19 protein-coding genes and 1 pseudogene are annotated in these 24287 nt (G+C 63.5%); 9 read left to right on the top strand and 11 right to left on the bottom strand.

Annotated features, from left to right (window positions below; all coding sequences use genetic code 11):
- Window positions 1-9: 9 nt before the first annotated feature.
- Window positions 10-1032 (bottom strand): ketol-acid reductoisomerase, encoded by a 1023-nt coding sequence (gene ilvC, locus AB2B41_RS05445; protein WP_367876736.1) that lies wholly within the window; start codon window positions 1030-1032, stop codon window positions 10-12.
- A 135-nt stretch (window positions 1033-1167) separates the two neighbouring features.
- Here ilvC and AB2B41_RS05450 point away from each other — a divergent pair, with 135 nt between their 5' ends.
- On the top strand, window positions 1168-1623 hold the full coding sequence (locus tag AB2B41_RS05450) for an Lrp/AsnC family transcriptional regulator (RefSeq protein ID WP_367876737.1): 456 nt from the start codon (window positions 1168-1170) through the stop codon (window positions 1621-1623).
- Window positions 1620-2075, top strand: a complete 456-nt coding sequence (locus tag AB2B41_RS05455) for an Lrp/AsnC family transcriptional regulator (RefSeq protein WP_367876738.1) — start codon at window positions 1620-1622, stop codon at window positions 2073-2075. Before AB2B41_RS05450 ends, AB2B41_RS05455 begins: the two co-directional genes overlap by 4 nt.
- 6 nt (window positions 2076-2081) lie before the next feature.
- Here AB2B41_RS05455 and AB2B41_RS05460 read toward each other — a convergent pair whose 3' ends face one another.
- Window positions 2082-3173, bottom strand: coding sequence for a Hint domain-containing protein (locus tag AB2B41_RS05460; protein ID WP_367876739.1), 1092 nt, complete (start codon window positions 3171-3173; stop codon window positions 2082-2084).
- A gap of 243 nt (window positions 3174-3416) precedes the next feature.
- Between AB2B41_RS05460 and AB2B41_RS05465 the strand changes: the two genes are divergently transcribed.
- Entirely contained in the window at window positions 3417-4541 is a 1125-nt protein-coding gene (locus tag AB2B41_RS05465; RefSeq protein ID WP_367876740.1) for an aminotransferase class V-fold PLP-dependent enzyme, read from the top strand.
- A 146-nt stretch (window positions 4542-4687) separates the two neighbouring features.
- On the opposite strand, the gene AB2B41_RS05470 is transcribed toward AB2B41_RS05465, so the two are convergent.
- Both AB2B41_RS05470 and AB2B41_RS05475 read right to left on the bottom strand, forming a co-directional pair.
- A complete protein-coding gene (locus AB2B41_RS05470) occupies window positions 4688-5884 on the bottom strand; it encodes a UbiH/UbiF family hydroxylase (RefSeq protein ID WP_367876741.1) in 1197 nt (398 codons plus the stop codon).
- A gap of 9 nt (window positions 5885-5893) precedes the next feature.
- On the bottom strand, window positions 5894-6541 hold the full coding sequence (locus AB2B41_RS05475) for a pyrimidine 5'-nucleotidase (RefSeq protein ID WP_367876742.1): 648 nt from the start codon (window positions 6539-6541) through the stop codon (window positions 5894-5896).
- 110 nt (window positions 6542-6651) lie between these two features.
- On the opposite strand from AB2B41_RS05475, the gene AB2B41_RS05480 reads away from it, so the two are divergent.
- Window positions 6652-7305: a GntR family transcriptional regulator gene (locus tag AB2B41_RS05480; RefSeq protein WP_367876743.1), complete on the top strand. Its 654-nt coding sequence runs from the start codon at window positions 6652-6654 to the stop codon at window positions 7303-7305.
- On the opposite strand, the gene AB2B41_RS05485 is transcribed toward AB2B41_RS05480, so the two are convergent.
- On the bottom strand, window positions 7268-9184 hold the full coding sequence (locus AB2B41_RS05485; protein ID WP_367876744.1) for a glycosyltransferase family 2 protein: 1917 nt from the start codon (window positions 9182-9184) through the stop codon (window positions 7268-7270). The two genes, AB2B41_RS05480 and AB2B41_RS05485, sit on opposite strands and share 38 nt — an antisense overlap.
- Window positions 9185-9269: 85 nt before the next feature.
- Complete coding sequence (gene carA, locus AB2B41_RS05490) at window positions 9270-10445, bottom strand: glutamine-hydrolyzing carbamoyl-phosphate synthase small subunit (protein WP_367876745.1); 1176 nt, start codon at window positions 10443-10445, stop codon at window positions 9270-9272.
- A 196-nt stretch (window positions 10446-10641) separates the two neighbouring features.
- On the opposite strand from carA, the gene AB2B41_RS05495 reads away from it, so the two are divergent.
- A complete protein-coding gene (locus tag AB2B41_RS05495; RefSeq protein ID WP_367876746.1) occupies window positions 10642-11109 on the top strand; it encodes a GatB/YqeY domain-containing protein in 468 nt (155 codons plus the stop codon).
- 125 nt (window positions 11110-11234) lie between these two features.
- On the opposite strand, the gene AB2B41_RS05500 is transcribed toward AB2B41_RS05495, so the two are convergent.
- The 4 genes and pseudogenes from AB2B41_RS05500 to AB2B41_RS05515 all read right to left on the bottom strand — a co-directional run bounded on the left by AB2B41_RS05500 (window position 11235) and on the right by AB2B41_RS05515 (window position 17034).
- The gene (locus tag AB2B41_RS05500; protein WP_367876747.1) at window positions 11235-11717 is read right to left on the bottom strand and encodes a DUF2244 domain-containing protein; all 483 of its coding nucleotides are present in this window, start codon (window positions 11715-11717) and stop codon (window positions 11235-11237) included.
- 199 nt (window positions 11718-11916) lie between these two features.
- Window positions 11917-12294: pseudogene (locus tag AB2B41_RS05505) on the bottom strand (VOC family protein).
- Window positions 12295-15735, bottom strand: coding sequence for a pyruvate carboxylase (locus AB2B41_RS05510; protein WP_367876748.1), 3441 nt, complete (start codon window positions 15733-15735; stop codon window positions 12295-12297).
- A gap of 150 nt (window positions 15736-15885) precedes the next feature.
- Window positions 15886-17034 carry an alpha-hydroxy acid oxidase gene (locus AB2B41_RS05515; protein ID WP_367876749.1) on the bottom strand — a complete coding sequence of 383 codons (1149 nt, stop codon included), beginning with the start codon at window positions 17032-17034 and terminating at the stop codon, window positions 15886-15888.
- 409 nt (window positions 17035-17443) lie between these two features.
- On the opposite strand from AB2B41_RS05515, the gene AB2B41_RS05520 reads away from it, so the two are divergent.
- Window positions 17444-19897, top strand: coding sequence for an ATP-dependent helicase (locus tag AB2B41_RS05520; RefSeq protein ID WP_367876750.1), 2454 nt, complete (start codon window positions 17444-17446; stop codon window positions 19895-19897).
- A gap of 352 nt (window positions 19898-20249) precedes the next feature.
- On the opposite strand, the gene AB2B41_RS05525 is transcribed toward AB2B41_RS05520, so the two are convergent.
- Window positions 20250-20471: a DUF1127 domain-containing protein gene (locus tag AB2B41_RS05525; protein WP_367876751.1), complete on the bottom strand. Its 222-nt coding sequence runs from the start codon at window positions 20469-20471 to the stop codon at window positions 20250-20252.
- Window positions 20472-20961: 490 nt separating this feature from the next.
- Between AB2B41_RS05525 and AB2B41_RS05530 the strand changes: the two genes are divergently transcribed.
- From AB2B41_RS05530 to rsmH, 3 genes are all read left to right on the top strand, one after another.
- Complete coding sequence (locus AB2B41_RS05530) at window positions 20962-22035, top strand: Mrp/NBP35 family ATP-binding protein (RefSeq protein WP_367876752.1); 1074 nt, start codon at window positions 20962-20964, stop codon at window positions 22033-22035.
- Between the two features lie 746 nt (window positions 22036-22781).
- Window positions 22782-23285 carry a division/cell wall cluster transcriptional repressor MraZ gene (mraZ, locus tag AB2B41_RS05535; protein ID WP_367876753.1) on the top strand — a complete coding sequence of 168 codons (504 nt, stop codon included), beginning with the start codon at window positions 22782-22784 and terminating at the stop codon, window positions 23283-23285.
- 5 nt (window positions 23286-23290) lie between these two features.
- Window positions 23291-24283 (top strand): 16S rRNA (cytosine(1402)-N(4))-methyltransferase RsmH, encoded by a 993-nt coding sequence (gene rsmH, locus AB2B41_RS05540; protein WP_367876754.1) that lies wholly within the window; start codon window positions 23291-23293, stop codon window positions 24281-24283.
- Window positions 24284-24287 lie beyond the last annotated feature (4 nt).

The following is a 24287-nucleotide window of genomic DNA, read 5'->3' on the forward strand; positions in this document are numbered from 1 at the left end:
CCTTCTTGCTTAGTTCTTGGCCTTGTCGACCATCTTGCCCGCAGAAATCCACGGCATCATCTCGCGCAGCTTTTCGCCGACTTTTTCGATCTGGTGCTCGTCGTTGATGCGGCGCGTGCCCTTGAAGAAAGGCTGGCCGACGGCGTTTTCCTGCATGAAGTCACGCACGAACTTGCCGGTCTGGATGTCGGTCAGGATCGCCTTCATCCGCGCCTTCGTCTCGTCGTAGGGCAGGACACGGGGGCCCGAGACATATTCGCCGTACTCGGCCGTGTTGGAAATCGAGTAGTTCATGTTGGCGATGCCGCCTTCGTAGATCAGGTCCACGATCAGCTTCACTTCGTGCAGACACTCGAAATAGGCCATCTCGGGGGCATATCCCGCCTCGACCAGCGTCTCGAAGCCCATGCGGATCAGTTCGACCAAGCCACCGCAGAGCACCGCCTGTTCGCCGAAGAGGTCGGTTTCACATTCTTCGCGGAAGTTGGTCTCGATGATGCCCGAACGGCCGCCGCCAATGGCGGAGCAGTAGGAGAGGCCGATTTCCAGCGCCTTGCCGGAGGCGTCGTTGTGCACGGCCACAAGACAGGGCACGCCGCCGCCCTTGGTGTATTCGCCGCGTACGGTGTGGCCGGGGCCCTTGGGGGCCATCATGATGACGTCAACGCCCGCCTTGGGCTCGATCAGGCCGAAATGCACGTTCAGACCGTGGGCAAAGGCAATCGCGGCGCCTTCGCGGATGTTGTCGTGAACGTATTGCTTGTAGGTCGCAGCCTGAAGCTCGTCGGGCATGGTGAACATGATGAGATCCGCCCATGCAGCGGCCTCGGCGATGCCCATGACCTTGAGGCCTTCGCCTTCGGCCTTGGCGGCGGAAGGCGAACCTTCGCGGAGCGCCACGACGAGGTTCTTGGCGCCGCTGTCGCGCAGGTTGAGGGCGTGGGCGTGGCCCTGGGAGCCATAGCCGAGGATCGCGACCTTCTTGTCCTTGATCAGGTTCACGTCGCAATCGCGGTCGTAGTAAACGCGCATGTCTTTGTCCTTTGGTTGGGTGATCGTCTGGAGCGCACCATAGCCATCGTCGTGCGAGGTGCCAGCGTTGCATTTTGAGTTTTTTTGGAAAGATGAAGATGATAATGCGCTGAAATGGCCGAAAACGGAAAAATCATGCTCGACGATCAGGACCGGCGTCTGTTGCGTTACTGGCAGGCGGACCCCAGCCTCAGCCCCGGTGAGCTGGCCGAGCGCTGCGGCATGACCTCGGGGCGTGCCGCGCGGCGCATCGCGCGGATGGAGGAGGCGGGGCTGATCGAGGGCGTCGGTGCGGTAATCAACTGGGCGGCGCTTGGGTACGCGGTGGAAGTGTCGCTGCGGGTGACGCTGGACAAGACGCAAGGAAATGCCTTTGACGAGTTTCTCGCCGAGGTGCGCAAGGTGCCGGAGGTGATCGAAGTGCAGACCTTTCTGGGCCGTGTCGATGCGCGGCTCTCGATCATCGCGCGGGACATGGGACACTACCAGCAGATTTACCGTAGCCGCATCCTGACGCTGCCGCATATCGCGGATATCGAGGCGCTGATGCATGTGGCGCGGATCAAGTCGGAAGAGACGCTGCCGCTGTGATCGCCCTTGATGATATCGACCGCAAACTGATCCGGGCGCTGGCGCGGGATGCGCGGCAATCTGCCAGCGCGTTGGGCAAGCGCTTTGGCCTGTCGCAGCCTGCGACGTGGCGGCGGATCAGACGGCTGGAGGAGGCGGGCATCATCGCGCGCAGGCAATTGCGGCTGAACGCCGAAAAGCTGGGGTTTGGCGTCACGGTGTTTCTTGGCATCAAGCTGGCCACCAAGGGGCGCGTGTCGCTGGAGGATTTCGAGCGCGCGGTCTCGGCCATTCCTGAGGTGCAAACGGTCGAGCATGTGCTTGGACTTTACGACTACCGTCTCCGCGTTGTGGCGCGCGATCTGCCGGATTTCGAGCGCGTCTTGCGGCGGCGGATCATGACGCTGCCGGGGGCCGGGGAGGTGGAGGCCAACGTGCTGTTGAGCGAGGAGCGGCTGAAGGGACCGCTCTGAGGTGGATCAGGCGACCTCGGTCAGCGCCGCCGCCTCGCGGCCCGAGAGCGTGTAGCGCGAAAGCGAAGCCGTGCTCTTGTCCAGGCGCAGTTCGGGAAAGAGCGCCACGATTTCTTCGCGTGCATCCGGATCGACGGCTTCGAGTGTCTGGGTGCCGGGGTAGAGGCTTTCGGCAGGGCAACCCTCGGCAAAGATGATCTGGTGGGCATCGCACAGGAAATGGTAATAGGTCACCTCTTCGCAGGGCACGATCCGGATGGTGCGGTCGTTGACGAGATGCTTGGCGGCGACCAGCACCTCGGACTGACCGAACAGCAGCTCGGCCATGGCGCCGGTCACCAGCATCCGGTGGTTCTGCGACACGGTGAGCGGGCGGATATTTCCCAACGCCCCTGCCGCAATCTGCACAGGCGCGCCCTTGCCGGTGCCGGGCACCTTGCGGCTGCCGATCCAGCGGATCTCCTGCGGGCCGTCGTCGAGCGTGTTGACGAGGTCGCCTTCGGACAGGCTTTCGATAAAGACCGGACCCGAGGGCGTTTCGATCAGCGTGCCCTTGGCGAAACAGACGAAGGTGCCGAAGGACACATCGCTTGAAAAAGCGCCGTCGGCTTCTTCGTCGGGAGAGATGATCCCGTCGCCGTTGAGGTCGATTGCTTCATTTGTAGGGATGACAAGCGGGCCATTGTTCGCCTCGATTGTCGCAAGGATATCGACACCGGCGACCACGGCAAGGTCTCCGAGAACCGGCGCACCGCTGTCCGTAGACGTCAGTCCGCTACCATCCAGTTGAAGGTAGCGGTCCCCCATATCGTTACGTCCGGTGTCGATGTCAGCCGTTCCGGAATAGGTGTATTTGGGTGTGTCGTAGTAATAGTCGGTCGCATTGTCGTAGACGATGACGCCGGTAATGAAGGAATTCGCGGTCAGCACGCCGTCCTCGGTGGCACCGCTGACCTGAAAAACGATGATATCGTCCCCGTCAAACACAGCTTGGCCGCTGTGGATCATCAGGTTGCCGCCACCGCTGGCGTTCGAGTTCGTCGATTGCGGGTCGCCAATGATGCTGAATCCGTTCAGCAAAAGCGTCGTGTCTGCCATCTGCCCATGCCTGCCTGTCCCGGCTGCGCGCCGGTGTTTGTGGCAGGATTGCGGCGGAAAGCTGACAAATCAAGGATTTGTTAACCACTTCGCGGCGGAGGGGCGCGGCAGAGACCTTTGGGCAACAACTTGCGGTTGGCGGGCTCTGGGGCGCAGGTACGGAGACACTGTATACCAAGATAGACTTTGCAACTCAGCCAGCGGCCACATATGCAGAGCGCAAAGAGATGGAGGAAAACTTTCATGGCATTGCTCGACACGGTTGACCCCACGGGTCTTGAGGAATTCTCGGTGGTCTTCACCGACCGCTCGCTCAACCACATGAGCGCGACCTTCCAGCAGGTGATGCGGGATATCTCGGGCCTGCTGAAAGAGGTCTACAACGCCGACGCGGTTGCGGTTGTGCCGGGGGGCGGGACCTTTGCGATGGAAGCGGTGGCGCGGCAGTTCGCGCGCGGCGTCGATGCGCTGGTCGTGCGGAACGGCTGGTTCTCATACCGCTGGTCGCAGATCATCGAAACCGGGGGGCTGACGGCCAAGACGACGGTCCTGAAGGCGCGCCAGCAGGGCAATGCGCCCACGTCCCCCTTCGTGCCCGCCGCGATCGAGGACGTCGTGGCGGCGATCCACGAGGAGAAGCCGCAGGTGGTCTTTGCACCGCACGTGGAGACGAGCGCGGGCGTGATCCTGCCGGACGATTACATCAAGGAGATGGCGAAAGCCGCCCATGACGTGGGGGCGCTGATGGTGCTCGACTGTATCGCGTCGGGATGCGCCTGGGTCGATATGAAGGCGCTGGGTGTCGATGTGCTGATCTCGGCCCCGCAGAAGGGTTGGTCGGCTTCGCCAGCCGCGGGTCTGGTGATGATGTCGGAACGCGCGGAAAAGCGGCTGGCCGAGACCCAGTCGGACAGTTTCGCCATCGATCTGGCCAAGTGGCGCGCGATCATGAAGGCGTATGAGGACGGTGGTCACGCCTATCACGCCACGATGCCGACCGATGCGCTGCGCGCCTTCCGCAACACGATGCTGGAGACGAAGGACTACGGGTTCGACCGGCTGAAGGAGGCGCAGTGGCAGCTGGGCGACGGCGTGCGCAAGATGCTGAGCGCGCGCGGCGTGCAATCGGTCGCGGCCGAGGGCTATGGCGCGCCGGGCGTGGTGGTCAGCTTCACGGCTGATCCGGAGGTTCAGAACGGCAAGAAATTCGCCGCCAGGGGCATGCAGATTGCCGCAGGCGTGCCGTTGCAGGTGGGTGAGCCCGAGGGGTTCAGCACCTTCCGGCTGGGGCTTTTCGGTCTCGACAAGCTTTACGATGTCGAAGGTACGCTTGGCCGTCTGCAGCCGGTTGTCGAAGAAGTTCTCTGAGCGAGGGGTGCAGGGGGCCTGCACCTTACCGCCCCGTTCGGGACCCGACGTGGCAAGGCGCGAGCGGTCTCGTGCTTTTTATCTTGCAATATTGCACTAAGGCTCTGCAGAAGCCTGTAAGGTGGGCGCATCGCCCACCCTCGCCGTCAGCGCACGCCAAGACCCATCTGCATGAGCATCTTGCGCACCGGCGCCAGCGCATAGAGCGCATCCAGTCCCTTGGCGCGGGCGTCGCGGGCCAGCGGATGACGCGCCTGGCTGACCCGGTTCAACAGGTCGATGCCGTTGATCCGCAGCTGGATGTCGGCAAACCGTGCCTTGTGGTAGGTGTCGAGCATCCGGGCATCGCCCAGCGTTTCGGGGAATTCCATCGCCAGTTTCAGCAGCGTCGCCATGTCCTGCAATGACATGTTGAGCCCCTGCGCGCCGATGGGCGGCAGCACATGGGCGGCCTCGGCAATGAGCGCGATGCGTTCGCCCGACAGCCGCTCGGCGTGTTGACTGATGATCGGCCAGACGTTGCGCGGGCTGACCAGCGTCAGCGGACCGAAGAGGTGGCAGGACCGTTCGGTCATCTCGGCCTCGAACGCGGCTTTGGGCATCTCGGACCGGCGCAGGGTTTCAGCCCCGTCGTCCATCCAGACGATGGCAGAGCAGGGCTGGCCGTCGCGGTCTGGCAGGGGAACGAGGGTGAAGGGGCCGCCGGTCCGGTGGATTTCGGTCGAGACGTTCTCGTGGGGGAGGGGATGCGTCACGGCAAAGGCCAGCGCCTTTTGCCCGTAGCGGCGGGTTTTCACGCCGATCCGTGCGGCCTGGCGCATCGGGCTGTCGCGCCCGTCTGCGGCGATCACGAGGCGGGTCGTGATGCGGCTGCCATCGGTCAGTCCGACACGGGCCTCGGACATGCGGGTGAAAAGCGATGTGGTGCCGTTGCCGGGGCGAAAGTCCACGTTGGGCAGGGCCTTGAGCCTGTCCACGAGTTCGCGCCTGAGCAGCCAGTTGGGAAAGTTCCAGCCGAAGGGCATGTCCGAGATATCGGCGGCATTGAATTCACGGCTCACACGGGGCTCGGCGGTCTCGCCGCCCGCGTCGATGATCCGCATGATTTGCAGGTCGGCTGCATGCGGTGCCAGCGCTTCCCAGACGCCTGCATCCTCGAGCACCTTGCGCGCGGGCTGCAACATCGCGGTCGAGCGCATGTCGGCCCCCTTGGCGTCGCGCTCGGTAATGGGCGGGGCGGGATCGACGCAGATCACGTTGAAGCCAGCGGTGCCAAAGGCCGCCGCCGCCGTCAGCCCGGCGATGCCGCCGCCCGAGATCAGGATATCGCAGTCGTATGTCATGGGAGAAGCTTACTGCCTCAGGAGGCCAAGGAAATCGGACAAATCGTCCGTGTGGTAGTGAACATGCGCCGCGTCTTCCCGCGCAGGGGCCACATGGACCGTGCGCATCCCCATCGCGTGCGGCACGGCGAGGTTGCGCGCGTCGTCCTCGAACATCGCGGCGCGATCGGGCACCACGCCGTCGGTGGCAAAGACCTTGTCAAAGGCCGCGCGGTCGGGCTTAGGGTGGAAATCCGCGTGTTCCACGCCGTAGACCGCATCGAACAGCCCATTGAGCCCCCGTGCTTCCAGCACCCGTTCGGCATAGGGTGCGCAGCCGTTGGTATAGACGATCCGCCGTCCCGGCAGGTCGCGGATACGGGCGGCCAGCTCCGGATCGGGCGACAGGCGGTCCATGGGGATGTCGTGGACATCCTCCAGATAGGGCAGCGGGTCGACGTCGTGTTCGCGCATGAGGCCCGCAAGCGTCGTGCCGTGGGTGCGCCAGTAGTGCAGCCGCAGCGCGTCGGCGCGGGCGCGGTCGACGCCCAAGGCCTCCATCACCCAGGCGGTCATGCGCACCTCGATCAGATCGAAAAGCGCCGCCGAGGGCGGGTAGAGCGTATTGTCGAGGTCGAAGACCCAGGTCTCGACATGAGAGAAAGCATCGCGTGGCATCACAGCCCAAGTAGAGCGTCCCTCCGCCCGCTGCAAGGTGCGCGACGCGAGGCCGCGCTTGCGCCGTGCCGCATCCGGGGTAAAGTGACGGAATTGCAAAGGAAGTTCAGATGGCTGCACCCAAACCCGGCTCGACCGACGCCTATTCGATGATCCTGGATGCGATCGACACCGGCATCTATCGCCCCGGCGACAGGCTGGTCGAAAGCGAACTGGCGGAGCGCTTCAAAGTCTCGCGTACGCCGATCCGCGAAGCGTTGCAGCGGCTCGAGACGCAATCTCTGCTAGCGCGGGAGGGGCGCAGCCTGATCGTGGCCTCGCTTGATCACAACCAGACGGCCGAACTTTACGTGGTGAGGGGCGAACTGGAGGGGCTGGCCGCGCGGCTGGCCGCCCGCCACGCAACGGAAGAGGAGATCCGTGTACTGCGCGAGATGGTCGAGGCGGATAATGCGCTGGTGAATGACCCTACCGCGCTGTCGCGGAGCAACCGGCGGTTTCACAAGCAGATCCACCTGGCCTCGCACAACCGGTACCTTGTCCAGCAGCTGGATCTTGTCTACCGTTCCATGGCGCTGATGGCGACAACCTCGCTGGCGGCCGAAGGCCGGGGCGAGATTGCGCAGGCCGAGCATGACAAGATCGTCTCGATGATCGAGGCGCGGGACGAGGACGGGGCCGACGCGGCGCTGCGCGCCCATATCTCGGTGGCCTTCGTGACCCGCCTCAAGCAGGAGGCAGCGCGTCTGGAGGCGGAGGGCTGAGATCGCTTGCCGGTGTGACGCCATGCTGGGTCTTGTCCCAGAAGAAGGGGCTGACGACGAATTCGTAAAGCGCCTTGGCCGCGGCAAGCGCGCCAAAGGCAAAGTAGAACGGCATGGTGAAAACCCATTTCATCAGATGACGGTGCTCCTTGCCCGAAACCGCCACCAGTGACAGAGCGAGGTTCAGCGTCTCTGCCAGGATGAACACTCCCACCATGGTCCAAAGCACCGGCTTGCCCAGCGTCAGTGCCACCGGATGCGTCACCCCCGCCAGCGCCAGCCAGAAGGACCACAAAAGCGGCGCGCAGGTGAATTGGCTGAAGGTGGCCAGCAGCATCGTTTGCAAGCCCAGAAACCGCACCCAGCCCAGCTCGGCCTTCAGCTGACCAGGGTTGCGCATATGCACACACCAGGTGATGAGAAAGCCCTTGAGCCAGCGTGAACGTTGCCGGACCCAAGGCCAGAGACGGCAATTGGCCTCTTCATAGGTCACGGTTGGCAGCAGTTCCGTCACATAGCCCCGCCGCGCCAAACGCACGCCCAGATCGGCGTCCTCGGTAACGTTGTGAGCGTCCCAGCCGCTGAGTTTCTCAAGGATGTCGCGTCGGAAGAACAAGGTCGTGCCGCCCAGCGGAATGACCAGCCCAAGCCGCGCGACACCGGGCAGCAGGACCCGCCACCATGCGGCATATTCAATGGTGAAGCAGCGCGACAACCAGTTGGCGGGGGCATTGTAGTAGTCGAGAATGCCCTGCAGGCAGACCACGTTCGAGGGCGCGCGTTGAAACCGGCTGACGACGCGTTCGATCTGGTCGGGCTCGGGGGCGTCCTCGGCATCCCAGACGCCGATGATGCTGCCCTGACAGAAGTCGAGCGCGAAGTTGAGCGCGCGTGGCTTCGTGGTCAAGCGATTGGCCTCGGGCACCTCGATCACGCTGATCCAGGGGGGCAGATCGGTCCGGGCAAGGGTGTCTCGGGTGACAGCATCGCCTTCTTCGAGCGCGAGCATGATTTCCAATTGCGACTTGGGGTAGGTCAGCTTTGAGAGGCGGGAGATGAGCGCGCCCGCGATCTCCTTCTCGCGCAGCAGGGGCACGATGATCGAGACGCGCGGCAGGCGGTAAGGCAGGCTCTGGTGCGGAATGAAGGGGAGCGGGGTCTCGGGCGTTTTCTGGGTGATCTGGGCGTAGAGGGCTGCGGCCTTGAGCACGGCGGTCATCACCAGCGTGACGAAGGCCCAGAGCACGGCGATGGTGAACGTCCAGAGCGGGGCGAGGATCAGCGCGGTCAGGATCACCGAGAGGATCGCGAGCGCCCAGAGTACCCGACCATGGCCGGAGATGTCCCAGCTTCGGCAACTCACGTGACCGGGCACGCGGGTGGCGGCCTTGTAGGCAAGCTCCGGCCCGTAAAGGCGCGAGATCTGACGCTTGACCTGCTGTTCCTCTGCGATCACCGGCAGGATGGGCGCCGCCCTGTCCCCCAGGGCCAGCCGCAGCGCGTCGAATTCATGAGGCCGGCTGGTGGCGATCAGCAGTGCACCGCCGACCTCTAGCCAGGGCACGGCCCGGAACTGCAGGCAGAGGGTGACCGGCAGGCGCTTAGCCAGGTGATCCTGCGGCGGATCGCGGTCCAGATCGGCAATCTGGGCACTGTGCTGTTCGGAAAGCGCGATCAGGATGTCCTCGCGGTCCGCGAGCCCTTCCGCGATCAGGATTTCGCCCAGCGGCGCGTCGATCCGCCGCTGCAGATCGAGGGCATGCACAAGATCGTTGCTGCCGATGATCCCCGCCTCGACCAGATAGCGGCCCAGCGGACGCTTGGGTGTCTCGCGCCGCGCGACGCGCGGGTCGGAAAGGTGCAGCCGCAGGTTGCTCATCAGGTTGGCCTCACAGGTTAATGTAACGCTAACTAGACGGCTCTTGGTTAAGGCGGGGTTAAGAGGAACGAGGCGAGATCAGGGATCACGCCTTGGCGGTTGCCTTCTTGCGATCGTCCATGGCCGCCGCGAAGCGCTCGAACAGGTAATAGCTGTCCTGCGGGCCGGGCGATGCCTCTGGATGATGCTGCACCGACCAGACAGGACGGTCGGCCATGCGGATGCCGCAGTTCGATCCGTCAAAAAGCGACACATGGGTTTCCACCACGCCCTTGGGCAGGGTCTGTGCATCGACGGCGAAGCCGTGGTTCATCGAGGTGATCTCGACCTTGCCGGTGTCGTTGTCCTTGACCGGGTGGTTCGCCCCGTGGTGGCCGTGGCTCATCTTGATGGTCTTGGCACCGAGCGCCAGCGCCAGCATCTGGTGGCCGAGGCAGATGCCGAAGACCGGTAGTTCCGTGTTCTCCAGCACGTCGCGGATCATCGGAACCGCGTATTCCCCGGTTGCCGCGGGATCGCCGGGACCGTTTGACAGAAAGACACCGTCGGGATTATGCGCCATCACGTCTTCATAAGTTGCGGTTGCCGGCAACACGGTCACGTCGCAGCCCGCCGAGGCAAGGCAGCGCAGGATGTTGCGCTTGGCACCATAGTCCACCGCGACGACCTTGTGCTTGGGGTTGGTCTGGCGGGGGAAGCCGTCCGGCCAGGCCCAACGCATCTCGTCCCAGCGGTAGGATTGGGCGCAGGTGACGTCCTTGGCCAGATCCATGCCCTCCAGCCCTGCGAAACCGCGGGCAGCATTGACCAGTGCCTCGATATCGAAATTACCTTCCGGGTCATGGGCCAGCGCCACATGCGGGGCGCCCTGGTGCCGGATTGCCCGGGTCAGGCGGCGGGTGTCCACGCCGCCGATGGCGATGCGCCCGCGCGCCGCCAGCCAGTCCGACAGGGGCTGCACATTGCGCCAGTTCGACGGATCGGTCGGCATCCACTTGACCACCATGCCCGCCGCCACCGGATCGCCGGTTTCGTCATCCTCGGGGTTGGTGCCAACGTTGCCGATATGGGGGAACGTGAAGGTGATGACCTGACCGGCGTAGGACGGGTCAGTCATGATCTCCTGATAGCCGGTCATCGCCGTGTTGAAGCAAAGCTCTGCCACCGTCTGCCCCGTTGCCCCGAACCCCATGCCGTAGAAGAGCGATCCGTCCGCAAGGGCAAGGCAGGCGGTCGGGCGGTCTTGGGCGGGCGCGGTCATGGGGCAGCCTCCGGCAGCGGGAAGAGGGTAAACGGTGCGGAAACTACTGGTCGCCTTCGCCGGGGTCAAGGGCGAAGCGGAAATGAGATTGCATTAAAAACCAATGGGTTAACCTAACGGTATGCCCATTGCCTGCGCGGGGCGCTTTGGCTATGTTGCGAAACTTGTAATCATTCCGCACAGAGGATGGCTTCTCATGGTTTTGCGCACGCGTATTTCGGATGCACTGAAGAAGGCAATGAAAGACAAGGACGCCGACCGGCTGTCGACCCTGCGGCTGATCAATGCCGCAATCAAGGACAAGGACATCGCCGCGCGCGCGGGCGGCAACGATGACGGTGTGCCGGACAGCGAGGTGCTCGCCATCCTCGGCAAGATGACCAAGCAGCGGATGGAATCGGCGCGCGCCTACGAGGAGGGGGGGCGGCTTGACCTTGCCGAGCAGGAAAGGGTCGAGATCGGGATCATCGAGGAATTCCTGCCCCGCCAGTTGAGCGAGGAAGAGACCAGTGCCGCCATCGAGGCGGCCATCGCCGATATCGGGGCCGAGAGCATCCGCGACATGGGCAAGGTGATCGGCGCACTGAAATCGAAGTACACCGGTCAGATGGATTTCGGTGCGGTCGGGCCGAAGGTGAAGGACCGGCTGAGTTCGGCTGGATAATCTCCCAGCATCAGATTCTTAAGTTAGCAAATTGAAGTGACACATGAAGTCTGTGTCCGGCATTCGTTGCCGGTTTGGCGTATTGCCCGGTTCTCTCGCAAGGTTCGGGCAGAGGTCTACACACTCTAGCGCTTCAGCGAGCGTTGCAGATCGTCATAGAGCTCGACACGCTCCTCTTCGCTAAGGAAGGCGCCGATCTCCACTTCGCGCCCCTCGCCCCTCAGGGTGACGTATTGCGGCATGGGACCGTCCTTTTCGTATTTGTTCACCGTTGCCCAGTAACGGTTGCAGGCCCATTCCTTGACTTCGCCCTTTGGCGTGGTGTGCGTCAGCCGCGCCATATCTTTGTCGAGCGTCAGCACCTCCTCGATGAGGCGGGATTTGTGGTTCTGCTGGAGTGCGAAATAGACCCCGCCCACGGCCAGCAGCACGAAGGGCAGCATGCCCCAGAGCAGCACCGTGCCCAGAAGCGTCATCGTGGGAATCAGGATCAGCGTGAAGGTCGTCAGGATAAAGGCGGCAAAGCCCCTGGCGGGCAGCGACTGGTGCGGCCAGAGGCGCATTTCCTGCGCGGGCGCTTCGGGAGGCGATGTCCATTTGTAGGGCATGGTAGAGATCCACTTTCGTGTTGCCGCCAAGATAGCCGTCCCGCTGTGCTTGGCAATGTGGCAATCTGTTGCGCACACCGTAGGTTCATCGGTTGGGGCCTCTTTGCCCGGGCGCGACAGGTGTCACTGTTCGCGATTCTTGTGGTGGAGGTCGGGTCACGGGCTCACCAGACCGGGGAGGATGGGGGATATCCGCAGGTCAGGCGTATGAGATCAAATCCCAGCGGTTGCCGAACGGATCGCGGAAGACGGCGACGGTACCGTAGACCTCGTGGCGCGGGTCTTCCTCGAAGGTGACGCCTGCGCTTTTGAGGCGCTCGTGCTCAATGGCGAAATCGTCGGTTTCGAGGAACAGCCAGACGCGGCCTGCACCCTGCCGGCCGATGGCCGCGCGTTGGGTCGCGTTGCCCGGCTCGGCCAGGATCAGGCCCGTGCCGCCGCCCGGTGGGGTCACGCGCACCCAGCGTTTGTGGCCCTAGTCGATGTCCTCGGTCAGCTCGAAGCCGAGGGTGCCGCAGAAGAAGCTGATGCCCGCGTCGTAATCAGGAACTATCAGCGTCAGGGCGGAGAGTCGCATTCACTCCAGTTCCACCAGCAGGTCCTTGGCGTCGATCTGGCCACCCGCCTGAACGTGGACGGCCTTGACGGTCGCATCGCGTTCGGCGTGGATGCCGGTCTCCATCTTCATTGCCTCGATGGTGAGCAGCAGATCGCCCGCGCTGACCTTCTGGCCCACGACGGCACCGACCGAGGCCACGACACCGGGCATCGGCGCACCGATGTGGTTTTCGTTGCCCGGCTCGGCCTTGGGACGCTGAACCGTGGTCGCCTTGACCAGCCGGTTCGGCACGCGGATCACCCGGGGCTGGCCGTTGAGTTCGAAGAAAACCTTCACCTCGCCGTCCTCGTTGGTCTCGCCCACCGCCTGCAGGCGAATCTCCAGCGTCTTGCCGGGGTCAATCTCGGCGCTGATCTCCTCAGAGGGTTCCATCCCGTAGAAGAAGGTCTGCGTCGGCAGCGTGCGCACCGGTCCGTAGATGCGGTGGCGGCCCATGTAATCAAGGAAAACCTTGGGGTACATCAGGTATCCGGCCAGATCCTCGTCATCGACGCTCATCCCTTCGAGCTGCTCGGAGAGGTCCTTGCGGGTGGCTTCCAGATCGACGGAAGGGAGGTGCTTGCCGGGGCGTTCGGTATTGGGTTCCTCGTCCTTGAGGACCTTCCTGATGATCTTCTCGGGGAAGCCGCCGGGGGGCTGGCCGAGGTTGCCGCGCATCATGTCGATTACGCTGTCGGGAAAGGCGACGTCGGTCTCGGGGTTCTCCACTTCGGCACGGGTCAGGCCCTGGCTGACCATCATTAGCGCCATGTCGCCCACAACCTTGGAGCTTGGCGTAACCTTGACGATATCGCCGAACATCTGATTGACGTCTGCATAGGTGCGGGCGACCTCGGGCCAGCGTTCCTCAAGCCCCAGCGATTTCGCCTGCGCCTTGAGGTTAGTGAACTGGCCGCCGGGCATTTCGTGAAGGTAGACCTCGGACGAGGGGGCCTGCATGCCGGTCTCGAAGGCGCCGTACTGGTGGCGGACCTCTTCCCAGTAGTCCGAGATCTCGCGCACGGCATCCATCGACAGGCCGGTGTCGCGGTCGGTGTGCTTGAGTGTCGAGACGACGGAGCCGAGGGTGGCCTGGCTCGTGTTCCCGGAGAAAGCATCCATCGCGCAGTCGACCGCGTCGACGCCCGCGTCTGAGGCCGCGAGGATGGTGGCGCAGGCGATGCCGGCGGTGTCATGGGTGTGGAAGTGGATGGGCAGGCCCACCTCGGATTTCAAAGCCTTTATCAGGACGCGGGCCTGCGCAGGTTTCAGAAGGCCCGCCATGTCCTTGAGACCCAGAATATGCGCGCCTGCGGCCTGCAACTCCTTGCCCATGGCGACATAGTATTTCAGATCGTACTTCGCGCGGTCGGGGTCAAAGATGTCGCCGGTGTAACAGATCGTGCCTTCGCAGACCTTGTTGGCCTCGATCACCGCGTCCATGGCGACGCGCATGTTTTCGACCCAGTTGAGGCTGTCGAAGACGCGGAAGACGTCGACACCGGATTTCGCGGCCTGTGCCACGAAGAACTGCACCACGTTATCGGGATAGTTGGTATAGCCCACGCCGTTCGAGGCGCGCAGCAGCATCTGGGTCATGATGTTGGGCATGCGTTCGCGCAGGTCGCGCAGCCGCTGCCAGGGGCATTCCTGCAGGAAGCGGTAGGCCACGTCGAAAGTGGCGCCGCCCCAGCATTCAACGGAGAAGAGCTGCGGCAGGTTCGCGGCATACGCGGGCGCCACTTTGATCATGTCGATGGAGCGCATCCTTGTGGCCAGCAGGGACTGGTGGCCGTCACGCATGGTGGTGTCGGTGATCAGCAACTGGCTTTGCTGGCGCATCCAGTCGGCCACGGCCTGCGGGCCTTTCTGTTCCAGCAGGTTGCGGGTGCCCATCATCGGCTCCGCGCGGTTGGCGGGCGGTTTGGGCTGGCGGATGGTGACGGGGAGGCGCGGGTGACCTTTGGTTTCCGGATGACCGTTCACGGTAATGTCGGCGATGTAGGTGAGGACCTTGGTGCCCCGGTCCTTGCGCTTGGAGAACTGGAACAGCTCCGGCGTCTGGTCGATGAACTTGGTGTGGTAATCGTTGTTGAGGAACGTCGGGTGCTTCAGCAGGTTCTCGACAAAGGCGATGTTGGTGCTGACGCCCCGGATGCGGAATTCGCGCAGGGCGCGGTCCATGCGGGCGATGGCGGCCTCTGGGGTCTGTGCCTTCGCGGTGACCTTGACCAGCAGCGAGTCGTAGTAGCGGGTGATCACGCCGCCCGAATAAGCGGTGCCGCCGTCGAGGCGGATGCCCATGCCGGTGGCCTCGCGAAAGGCGGTGATGCGGCCGTAGTCGGGAATAAAGTTGTTCTGCGGGTCCTCGGTGGTGATCCGGGTCTGGAGCGCGTGGCCGTCGAGGCGCACATCGTCTTGGGAGGCTTTGCCCGTGGCCTCGGCGATGGTCTTGCCCTCGGCAATCAGGATTTGCGCCTGCACGATGTCGATCCCGGTGACTTCCTCGGTCACGGTGTGTTCGACCTGCACGCGGGGGTTCACTTCGATGAAGTAGAATTTGCCGTCGGCCATATCCATCAGGAATTCGACGGTGCCCGCGCATTCGTAGTTCACATGGGTGCAGATCTTGCGGCCGAGCTCGCAGATTTCAGCACGTTGCTCTTCGGTGAGATAGGGCGCAGGGGCGCGTTCGACGACCTTCTGGTTGCGGCGCTGGACCGAGCAGTCACGCTCGTAAAGGTGATACATCCCGCCGTGCTTGTCGCCGAGGATTTGCACCTCGACGTGGCGCGCCTTCTGGATCATCTTCTCCAGGTAACCTTCGCCGTTCCCGAAGGCAGCCTCGGCCTCGCGGCGACCTTCGAGGACCTTCTCCTCAAGCTCGCTCTCGTCGTAGATCGGGCGCATGCCGCGACCGCCGCCGCCCCATGACGCCTTGAGCATGAAGGGATAGCCGATCTCCTTGGCCTGCTTGCGGATCACGGCCATGTCGTCACCCAGCACCTCGGTGGCGGGGATGACCGGCACGCCTGCCTCCATCGCCACCCGCCGCGCGCTGGCCTTGTCGCCCAGGGCGCGCATGGTCTCGGCGCGGGGGCCGATGAAGGTGATGCCGTTGTTCTCGCAGGCATCGACGAACTCCGGGTTCTCGCTCAGCAGCCCGTAGCCGGGATGGATCGCGTCCGCCCCGCTGGCCTTGGCCACGCGGATCATCTCGGGGATGGAGAGATAAGCGGCGACCGGCCCCAGACCCTCGCCGATGCGGTAGGCCTCATCCGCCTTGAAGCGGTGCAGGCCCAGCTTGTCCTCCTCGGCATAGACCGCGACCGTCTTCTTGCCCATCTCGTTGGAGGCCCGCATGATGCGGATGGCGATCTCGCCACGGTTGGCGACGAGGATTTTCTTGAAGTCGGGCATGGGAGGCCTCCGGGCAGCAGGATTTGGCCGCACCATAGGCAGCGCGCGGGGCGGCGCAATACCCACACCTACGGAGTTTGCAACATTTCTGTAAGGTTTTTCGGTGTGCCGTGGGGTACGGGACGACGATTGTTTTTGCTTTGTCTGACTTTAGGTCAATTCCAGGGGCTCGGGCAGGGATCTCAGGTCCGCGGCCCCCAACTGGCCCATGTTAGCGCTAAGGTCTTTGGCAAGGATATCAACGAGATGATCGGCGCCCTTCGCGCCAAGGGCACCAAGGGCGAAATGCCAGGCGCGGCCCAGCATAACGAAGTCCGCGCCCAGGGCGATGGCGCGCAGGATGTCGAGGCCGGTTTCGACGCCGCTGTCGAAGATGATCGGGCGCCCGGTCGCGGCGCGGATGGCGGGGAGCACCTCGATCGAGGCCTGCGCGCCGTCGAACTGACGGCCCGCGTGGTTCGACACCCAGATCGCGTCGGTGCCCATGCGGTCGAGCTTTTCGGCGTCCTCGGGGCGCATCACGCCCTTGACGAAGAACGGCCCGTCCCAGGCGTCACGCAGCCATTTAACGTAATCCCAGTCAGGCGCGGTGCGCAGCAGGTAGCCCATATGGGCGGTGGGCGACATGCCCTTGGTGGCGGCACCGGTGTACTTGTCGATGCCGCGCATGCGCGGCATGCCGCGCTTTGCCGTCTCAAGTGCCCAGGTGGGGCAGGTCATGATCTGGGCGAGGATGCGCGGCGTGATGGTGGGCGGGTTGGTGAGGCCCGAGCGCACCTGCCGCTCCCGGCGCGAGGATGCGGGGACATCCACGGTCAGCACCAGTGCGCTGAAGCCCGCGTCGCGGGCGCGGTTCAGCATGTCGGTGCGAATCTCCGGATCGCGCGGCGGATATAGCTGGAACCAGGCGTGGTCGCCCAGGTGCGGAGCGACGTCCTCGGGGCTTTGCGCCGCGACGGTCGAGATGCAATAGGGCAGGCCGTGCTTGGCCCCCGTGCGCGCTAGGATCGCCTCGGCCCCGGGCCATATGAGGCCTGACATTCCGATGGGCGAAATGCCGACGGGCAGGGGGTAGTTTTCTCCGAGAAACGTGGTTGAAAGGTCCGGCGTGATCTCGCCATGGAGGACCGAAGGGGCAAAGCCGATGCGGTCAAGCGCCGTGCGGTTGCGCGCCTTGGTGGCCTCGAACCCCGTGCCGCTGTCAAGGTATTCCCAGACGAATTTCGGGATACGCCGCTTGGCGCGGGCGCGCAGGTCTTCGAGGCCGGGGTATCTGGTGTGCAGGTCCATGGGGCGCATTTGTGCGGATGGCCCGGGATTTGTCCATGGGGTGTGATCTGATTGAGCGGCTGCGCCGCACGACATTATTGATTTGGCACCTGTTCCAGGAGTTTTTCCCTGCAACGACCCTCAGGGGAGCGTCTGGCGGTGCTTGCTTCAGGCTCACCGTCCCAGAGGGTCCGGAGCCGCCTTCGATTGATCCCGTTCATGGCAGAAGGCCATCCGCTTCCCAAGGAAAATAGCCGTCTCCCCAAAGGGGCCCCTCGGCGATTTTCCTTGGCAATCGGCTGTCCTTCCGCCCTGACGTGCTCAAGCGAAGGCGGCTCCGGACCAGAGACGGGGAGGGGTGGGATTTCGCGCTAGCGCGAGGGAACATCCCGCGAACATGGGCTTTCCCTGAGTGGGGAATCTGGTTAGGTTAACACCGATGAGCAGTTTTGATGAAATGGACGCCTTCGAAGGCGCGTCGTTGTCGGCGCGCGCCATGGCGGCGCGGCCTGCACCCTACCTCGACGGGCTGAACCCCGCGCAGCGCGCGGCGGTCGAGCAGATGGACGGCCCGGTGCTGATGCTCGCGGGCGCGGGGACGGGCAAGACCAAGGCGCTGACCACGCGGATCGTGCACCTGATGGCGCGGGGCAAGGCGCGGCCGAACGAGATCCTGGCGGTGACCTTCACCAACAAGGCCGCGCGCGAGATGAAACAGCGCGTGGGCCAGATGCTGGGCCAGCAGGTCGAGGGGATGCCCTGGCTGGGCACCTTCCATGCCATCTGTGTCAAGCTTTTGCGGCGGCACGCGGAACTTGTAGGGCTGAAGTCGAACTTCACCATTTTGGATACCGACGACCAGCTGCGGCTCCTCAAGCAGCTGATCCTTGCCGAGAACATTGACGAAAAGCGCTGGCCCGCGCGCCAGATCGCCTCGATCATCGACGGCTGGAAGAACCGGGCGCTCACCCCCGAAAAGGTCCCTGCCGCCGATGCGGGGGCCTACAATCATCGCGGCACGGAGATCTATGCCGCCTACCAGCAGCGGCTGAAGGAACTGAACGCGGTCGATTTCGGTGATCTGCTGCTTCATATGGTCACGATCTTCCAGACCCACGAGGACGTGCTGGCGCAGTACCAGCGCTGGTTCAAATACATCCTTGTCGATGAATATCAGGACACCAACGTCGCCCAGTATCTCTGGCTTCGGCTGCTCGCCCAGGGGCACAGGAACATCTGCTGCGTGGGAGACGACGACCAGTCGATCTATGGCTGGCGTGGGGCCGAGGTGGGCAACATCCTGCGCTTTGAGACGGATTTTCCCGGCGCGCATGTGGTCCGGCTGGAGCAGAATTATCGCTCGACACCGCATATCCTGGCGGCGGCCTCTGGTGTCATCGCCGGAAATCAGGGCCGTTTGGGCAAGACGCTTTGGACCGAGGCGGTCGAGGGCGAGAAGCTGCGTCTCATCGGCCATTGGGACGGCGAGGAGGAGGCGCGATGGATCGGGGAAGAGATCGAGGCGATGCAGCGCGGCACGCGCGGCATGGATTCGATGGACCTCGACCGGATGGCGATCCTTGTCCGCGCCTCCCACCAGATGCGGGCCTTCGAGGACCGGTTCCTGACCATCGGTCTGCCGTACCGCGTCATCGGCGGGCCGCGCTTTTACGAGCGGATGGAGATCCGCGACGCCATGGCCTATTTCCGCATTGTCACCTCGCCCGACGACGACCTCGCCTTCGAGCGGATCGTGAACACGCCCAAGCGGGGTCTCGGTGACGTCGCACAGCAGAGAATACAGGTCACCGCGCGCCAGCATGGCGTGAACCTTGTGGAAGGCGCGCGCATCCTCTTGGCCGAGGGCGGGATCAGCGGCAAGGGGGCGGGCCAGCTTCGGATGCTGATCGACGGGATCGACCGCTGGAACGGCATGCTGCGCGGCCCGGCGATGCCGGTCAGTGTGGACAACGAGGTGCTGGACGACGAGACCGGGCCCGCGCGCGTCGAATACGGGCCGCCGGAGGTCAGCCATATGGAGCTTGCCGAGATCATCCTCGACGAAAGCGGCTATACCGGCATGTGGCAGAACGACAAGACGCCCGAGGCGCCGGGGCGGCTGGAAAACCTCAAGGAATTGATCAAGGCGCTCGAGCAGTTCGAGAACCTGCAGGGGTTCTTGGAACACGTGAGCCTCATCATGGACAACGAGGCCGACGACGGCGGGGCGAAAGTGTCGATCATGACATTGCACGCGGCCAAGGGGCTGGAGTTTCCGGCGGTCTTCCTGCCGGGGTGGGAGGATGGGCTGTTTCCCTCGCAACGGTCGATGGACGAAAGCGGGATCAAGGGGCTCGAGGAGGAGCGCAGGCTCGCCTACGTGGGGATCACGCGGGCGGAAGAGCTTTGCACCATTTCCTTTGCCGCGAACCGGCGGGTGTTCGGGCAGTGGCAGTCCTCTATGCCGTCGCGGTTCATCGACGAACTGCCCGCCGAACACGTCGAGGTGCTGACTCCACCGGGACTTTACGGTGGGGGCTATGGCGCGGCGGGGATGGCAGCCTCGGCATCGCCTGCGATGCGGGACATGATGGGCTCGGACCTGCACGAGCGGGCGGCAGAGGCCAATGTCTACAATTCTCCCGGCTGGCGGCGTTTGCAGGCGCGGGCGGGCCAAAGGGGCATTTCCCAGCCGTCCGAGGCGCGCAATGTCACCATCGACATGAATGCCGTTTCGAGTTTCACCATGGGTGAGCGGGTGTTTCACCAGAAATTCGGCTATGGTGCCGTGATCGGCATCGAGGGCGACAAGCTTGAGGTCGATTTCGAGAAGGCAGGCGTGAAGAAGGTGGTGTCGCGCTTCCTGACAGGGTGTGACGACGTGCCGTTCTGATCCGGGGCTCATCGCGCCCGTGGCGGGGCTCTTCGCCAAGGGTCCAAGAAAGGTTTGGGCCTGTTCCTGTGGCGCGTGTTGCAGGCGCTGCGGGGCCGACCACCTCAGAGCGAGCGGGCTACTTGGAAACCGGCCGGCGGAGCCCGGTCAACCGTAGAAAACGCAGATCGCCCCAACAAAAACAGCCGCAGCTTGGGAGGAAGCTGCGGCTGTTCTCTTGTCGGCCCGAAGCATGCAGGGAGGTCAGCTTCGGGTCTTTCGGATCATGCGCACCGGCCTCGGGGAGGAGGAAGATGCCGGGTGCCGCACGTCCTCAGACACATCGCAGGGAGGAAGCGATGCGTCCGATCTCTCAGCGCGCTGCGTTGCGCGCGGCCTTTCGCGCCACGGCGCGCAGGTCGGAACGGGTCAGCCCCAGGTCGGCGAGTTCGCGGTTTGTGAGCGCGCTCAGCCCGTCGAAGGTCTCACGGTAGAGACGGCGTTCGCGAAGGCGCAGGGCGATTTTCTCGAAAGTCCCCGCGATGCCCGCGAAGGCGGCGTTCCCGTTGCCGGTTGTCGTTGTCAGATATGCCATGGTGGCCTCGATTTCATTTCGTCAGTCGTTTCGTGCTGCATATCTACGTGCGCCTTCGCGGCGTTCAACACGCGTTGACACAACCCCGTTATGCGGTTTTTGCAAAGCTGACCCTAAGGCAAGACACTGTTTTCATGGGGAAAACGGACGCCGGCTGCCTGGTCGACCGGAATGAGGGTTAAGACGGAAGAAAAAGGGCGGCGACATCAGGGAGGAGGAGGATGCCGCCGCCAATAACAGACCGGTTCGGGAGGAGGATGAAGCGGTCTGGTCTTTCAGAGTGAGAAGCAACGCCTCTCAATAAATTCATGTTCATGGATTTGCTGCATCTGCACAATAGATTCCTTTGCAATGCTGCCATGCAGCGACGACATGGTGGACACGGTCCATTTCTATGCGCCCTGCCCAATTCTTGGGCAAATGGCCGCGTCCCCCTTGTGTCGGCGCGAGAAGCTGCCATGTGGAGGCGCAGATGCGGAGGAGACAGAGAATGACTGTGACGAAAGCTGAGGTCGAGGCGGCGCTGGACCGGGTAAGCTTGCCCGATGGCAAAAGCCTGCTGGCACATGACCTTGTTCGCGCGCTGACAATCGAGGACGGTGTCGTGCGTTTCGTGATCGAGGCGCCGAATGCCGATGTGGCCCGGCAGATGGGCCCCCTGCGCGACGCGGCGGAAAAGGTCGTCTCTGAACTGCCCGGCGTTCGTCAGGCCGTTGTAGCGCTGACGGCGCACGGTCCCGCAGCCAAGCCCGCAGCACCGCCCAGTCTCAAGATCGGCGGGCACCCCAAGCCGCAGGAGGGCCCGACGAAGCCCAGCGGCGTTCAGCGCATCCTCGCCATCGGCTCGGGCAAGGGCGGCGTCGGCAAGTCGACGGTCAGCTCGAACCTCGCCGTGGCACTCGCCCGGCAAGGCCGCAAGGTCGGGTTGCTCGACGCGGATATCTACGGGCCGAGCCAGCCGCGCATGATGGGTGTCAACAAGCGGCCCGCGAGCCCGGATGGCAAGACGATCATTCCCCTGCATGCCCATGGCGTGACGCTCATGTCCATCGGGTTCATGCTGGAGGAAGGCAAGGCAGTGGTCTGGCGCGGTCCGATGTTGATGGGTGCGCTGCAGCAGATGCTGGGACAGGTGGAATGGGGGGAGCTTGACGTGCTGATCGTCGATTTGCCGCCCGGCACGGGCGATGTGCAGCTCACGCTCTGCACCAAGTCCGAGCTGACCGGGGCCATCGTCGTCAGCACACCTCAGGATGTGGCCCTTCTGGATGCGCGCAAGGCGCTCGACATGTTCGCGACGCTCAAGACGCCGGTGCTGGGGCTGATCGAGAACATGTCGATGTTCGTCTGTCCCGATTGCGGGGCGCAGCACGAGATATTCGGGCAGGGCGGCGTGAAGGCCGAGGCCGAGAAGATGGGCGTGCCGCTGCTGGGTGCGTTGCCGATCGATCTGGAGACCCGTCTGGCCGGGGACGGAGGAACGCCGGTAGCGGCGGGCGAGGGGCCGATGGCCGAAGCCTACGCGCGGATCGCCAGGAGGTTGATCGAGGGCGGCATGGCCTGAGCCAGCCCTCGGGGTACGGTGGGCGGGCGTGTCTGCGCCGCTGCGTCGGCTCGTTTCCGGGAAATGATGGGACGAAGCCTCAATCTCGCCATGCGCCACGGGAATGAATGGGAAACCTGTTCTCCAGCTCTGTGCTTCGACGGCCGAATCCAGAAAAACGAATCACTTTGCGCCGGTTCACGGGGGATTTCGACCCTTATTCGACGTTTTAACTTAGAACATTTAATGAACACATCCTGTGGATAAATCTCGGGATGAAATTTATTGGGAAATCGTGGGATAAATTGGGCTCCGACGTGCCAATACTATATATAGTGATTTATGACATATAGAATTCAATTTGTGGGATAAACCTCCCCATTTCTCATACCAAATCTTGTTTTCACTGGTTGTGCAGAACAATATTTTGGGCGTGATCGCGAAAAAAATTGTAGACGCCCATGAATTCCCATGGCATCCCTGATGCATCGGATGAGAACGGGAACACGGGGCGCCAAACGACCCCAACCAAATAAAAACCTGAGCAGGTTTCATACAGGCTCTCGATTTCATCGGACCAAAGATCCGGCGCGCGGGCGAGCAGACATCCCCCCAGGTGGCGCGCGCAGTCGGAGTTCCTCGCGGAAGCGGGATGAGGGCGGCGGATTGAACAGTGGCAGCAGTTCAATCCGCCGTTCGCTTTAAAGGGGTTGGAAATTCGCGGAGGCGCGAAACGGGGCGCAAAGGGCGCAAGACGGGACGGGACAGTGAGCCGCAGGTTCAGAGGTGAAAGCCACCACAAGGTCGATGCAAAGGGGCGGGTTTCCATACCGGCCTCTTTTCGGCGTGTGCTTGAGGCGGGCGACCCGAACTGGAAACCCGGTGAAAACCCCGAGCTGGTGATCGTTTACGGTGATAAGCGCCGTCAATTCCTCGAATGTTACACCATGGAAGCCATTGACGAGGTGGACAGCAAGATCGATGCGCTGCCGCGTGGCTCGATGGAGCGCAAGATGCTCCAGCGCCTTTTCCACGGCCAGTCCTTTCCGACCAACGTCGATGAAACCGGCCGCCTCGTGCTTCCTGCCAAGCTGCGCCAGAAGATCGAGCTGGAGAACGAGGCCTTCTTTATCGCCGCCGGTGACACCTTCCAGATCTGGAAGCCCGAGACCTACGACACGGTCGAGCGCGCCAAGGAAGAGGAATGGCTCGACGAGCTGCCGGATGACTTCGATCCGATGGCCTTCCTGGACGGATCGCCGGGGGAATAAAGAAAATGGCTGCTGCTGCCCAGACCGCCCCATCCGCTGCTCCCCATATCCCCGTCCTCTTGCGCCCGCTGCTGGCGGCCATCGCGCCGGTGCAGGGCATCTGGCTCGACGGCACCTTCGGCGCGGGCGGCTATACCCGCGCGCTTCTGGACGCAGGGGCGGAGAAGGTGATCGCGGTCGACCGTGATCCGCTGGCTTTCGAGATGGCGGCAAGCTGGGCAGGGGACTACGGCGAACGGCTCGTCATGCAGCGCGGCGTCTTCTCCAGGATGGACGAGTACACGACCGATCTGGACGGTGTCGTCCTTGACCTTGGCGTCTCCTCCATGCAGCTCGATCAGGCCGAACGCGGCTTTTCCTTCATGAAGGACGGCCCCCTCGATATGAGGATGAGCCAGGAGGGCCCCTCGGCCGCCGACATCGTCAACGAGGCCGAGGAAAGCCTCATCGCCGATATCCTCTTCCAATACGGCGAGGAACGCGCCAGCCGCCGCATCGCCAAGGCCATTGTCAAAGCTCGGGCCGAGGCACCGGTCACGACGACCCTGCAACTTACTCAGATCGTCGAAGGCTGCCTGCCGCGCGCCAAGCCGGGTCAGTCCCATCCCGCCACCCGCAGCTTCCAGGCGCTGCGCATCGCGGTGAACGACGAATATGGCGAGCTTTTCCAAGGTCTTATGGCCGCCGAGCGCGCCCTGAAACCCGGCGGCAAGCTGGCTGTCGTGACCTTCCACTCGGTCGAGGACCGGATGGTCAAACGCTTCCTCACCGCGCGTTCGGGCGGCGGCGGCAACCCCAACCGCTATGCGCCCGAGATCGAACGGCCGGCACCACAATTCCGGGTCGATCAGCGCAAGGCCATTGGCCCGGACGCACAGGAGCTGGCCGAAAACCCGCGCAGCCGTTCGGCCAAGCTGCGCGTGGCGATCCGGACAGACGCGCCTTCGGGCGAAATTGACGCGAAATCCATCGGGATGCCGATGGTCAAGGGACGATAATCAG

The sequence above is a fragment of the Sulfitobacter sediminis genome (assembly GCF_040811725.1).
In the GTDB taxonomy this organism is placed as follows: domain Bacteria; phylum Pseudomonadota; class Alphaproteobacteria; order Rhodobacterales; family Rhodobacteraceae; genus Sulfitobacter; species Sulfitobacter sediminis.

Excerpts from the sequence above, each read along its gene's own strand:
- ilvC (WP_367876736.1), bottom strand. The coding sequence starts at position 1,032 with ATGCGCGTTTACTACGACCGCGATTGCGACGTGAACCTGATCAAGGAC.
- AB2B41_RS05450 (WP_367876737.1), top strand. The coding sequence starts at position 1,168 with ATGCTCGACGATCAGGACCGGCGTCTGTTGCGTTACTGGCAGGCGGAC.
- AB2B41_RS05460 (WP_367876739.1), bottom strand. The coding sequence starts at position 3,173 with ATGGCAGACACGACGCTTTTGCTGAACGGATTCAGCATCATTGGCGAC.
- AB2B41_RS05465 (WP_367876740.1), top strand. The coding sequence starts at position 3,417 with ATGGCATTGCTCGACACGGTTGACCCCACGGGTCTTGAGGAATTCTCG.
- AB2B41_RS05470 (WP_367876741.1), bottom strand. The coding sequence starts at position 5,884 with ATGACATACGACTGCGATATCCTGATCTCGGGCGGCGGCATCGCCGGG.
- AB2B41_RS05475 (WP_367876742.1), bottom strand. The coding sequence starts at position 6,541 with ATGCCACGCGATGCTTTCTCTCATGTCGAGACCTGGGTCTTCGACCTC.
- AB2B41_RS05480 (WP_367876743.1), top strand. The coding sequence starts at position 6,652 with ATGGCTGCACCCAAACCCGGCTCGACCGACGCCTATTCGATGATCCTG.
- AB2B41_RS05485 (WP_367876744.1), bottom strand. The coding sequence starts at position 9,184 with ATGAGCAACCTGCGGCTGCACCTTTCCGACCCGCGCGTCGCGCGGCGC.
- carA (WP_367876745.1), bottom strand. The coding sequence starts at position 10,445 with ATGACCGCGCCCGCCCAAGACCGCCCGACCGCCTGCCTTGCCCTTGCG.
- AB2B41_RS05495 (WP_367876746.1), top strand. The coding sequence starts at position 10,642 with ATGGTTTTGCGCACGCGTATTTCGGATGCACTGAAGAAGGCAATGAAA.
- AB2B41_RS05500 (WP_367876747.1), bottom strand. The coding sequence starts at position 11,717 with ATGCCCTACAAATGGACATCGCCTCCCGAAGCGCCCGCGCAGGAAATG.
- AB2B41_RS05510 (WP_367876748.1), bottom strand. The coding sequence starts at position 15,735 with ATGCCCGACTTCAAGAAAATCCTCGTCGCCAACCGTGGCGAGATCGCC.
- AB2B41_RS05515 (WP_367876749.1), bottom strand. The coding sequence starts at position 17,034 with ATGCGCCCCATGGACCTGCACACCAGATACCCCGGCCTCGAAGACCTG.
- AB2B41_RS05520 (WP_367876750.1), top strand. The coding sequence starts at position 17,444 with ATGAGCAGTTTTGATGAAATGGACGCCTTCGAAGGCGCGTCGTTGTCG.
- AB2B41_RS05525 (WP_367876751.1), bottom strand. The coding sequence starts at position 20,471 with ATGGCATATCTGACAACGACAACCGGCAACGGGAACGCCGCCTTCGCG.
- AB2B41_RS05530 (WP_367876752.1), top strand. The coding sequence starts at position 20,962 with ATGACTGTGACGAAAGCTGAGGTCGAGGCGGCGCTGGACCGGGTAAGC.
- rsmH (WP_367876754.1), top strand. The coding sequence starts at position 23,291 with ATGGCTGCTGCTGCCCAGACCGCCCCATCCGCTGCTCCCCATATCCCC.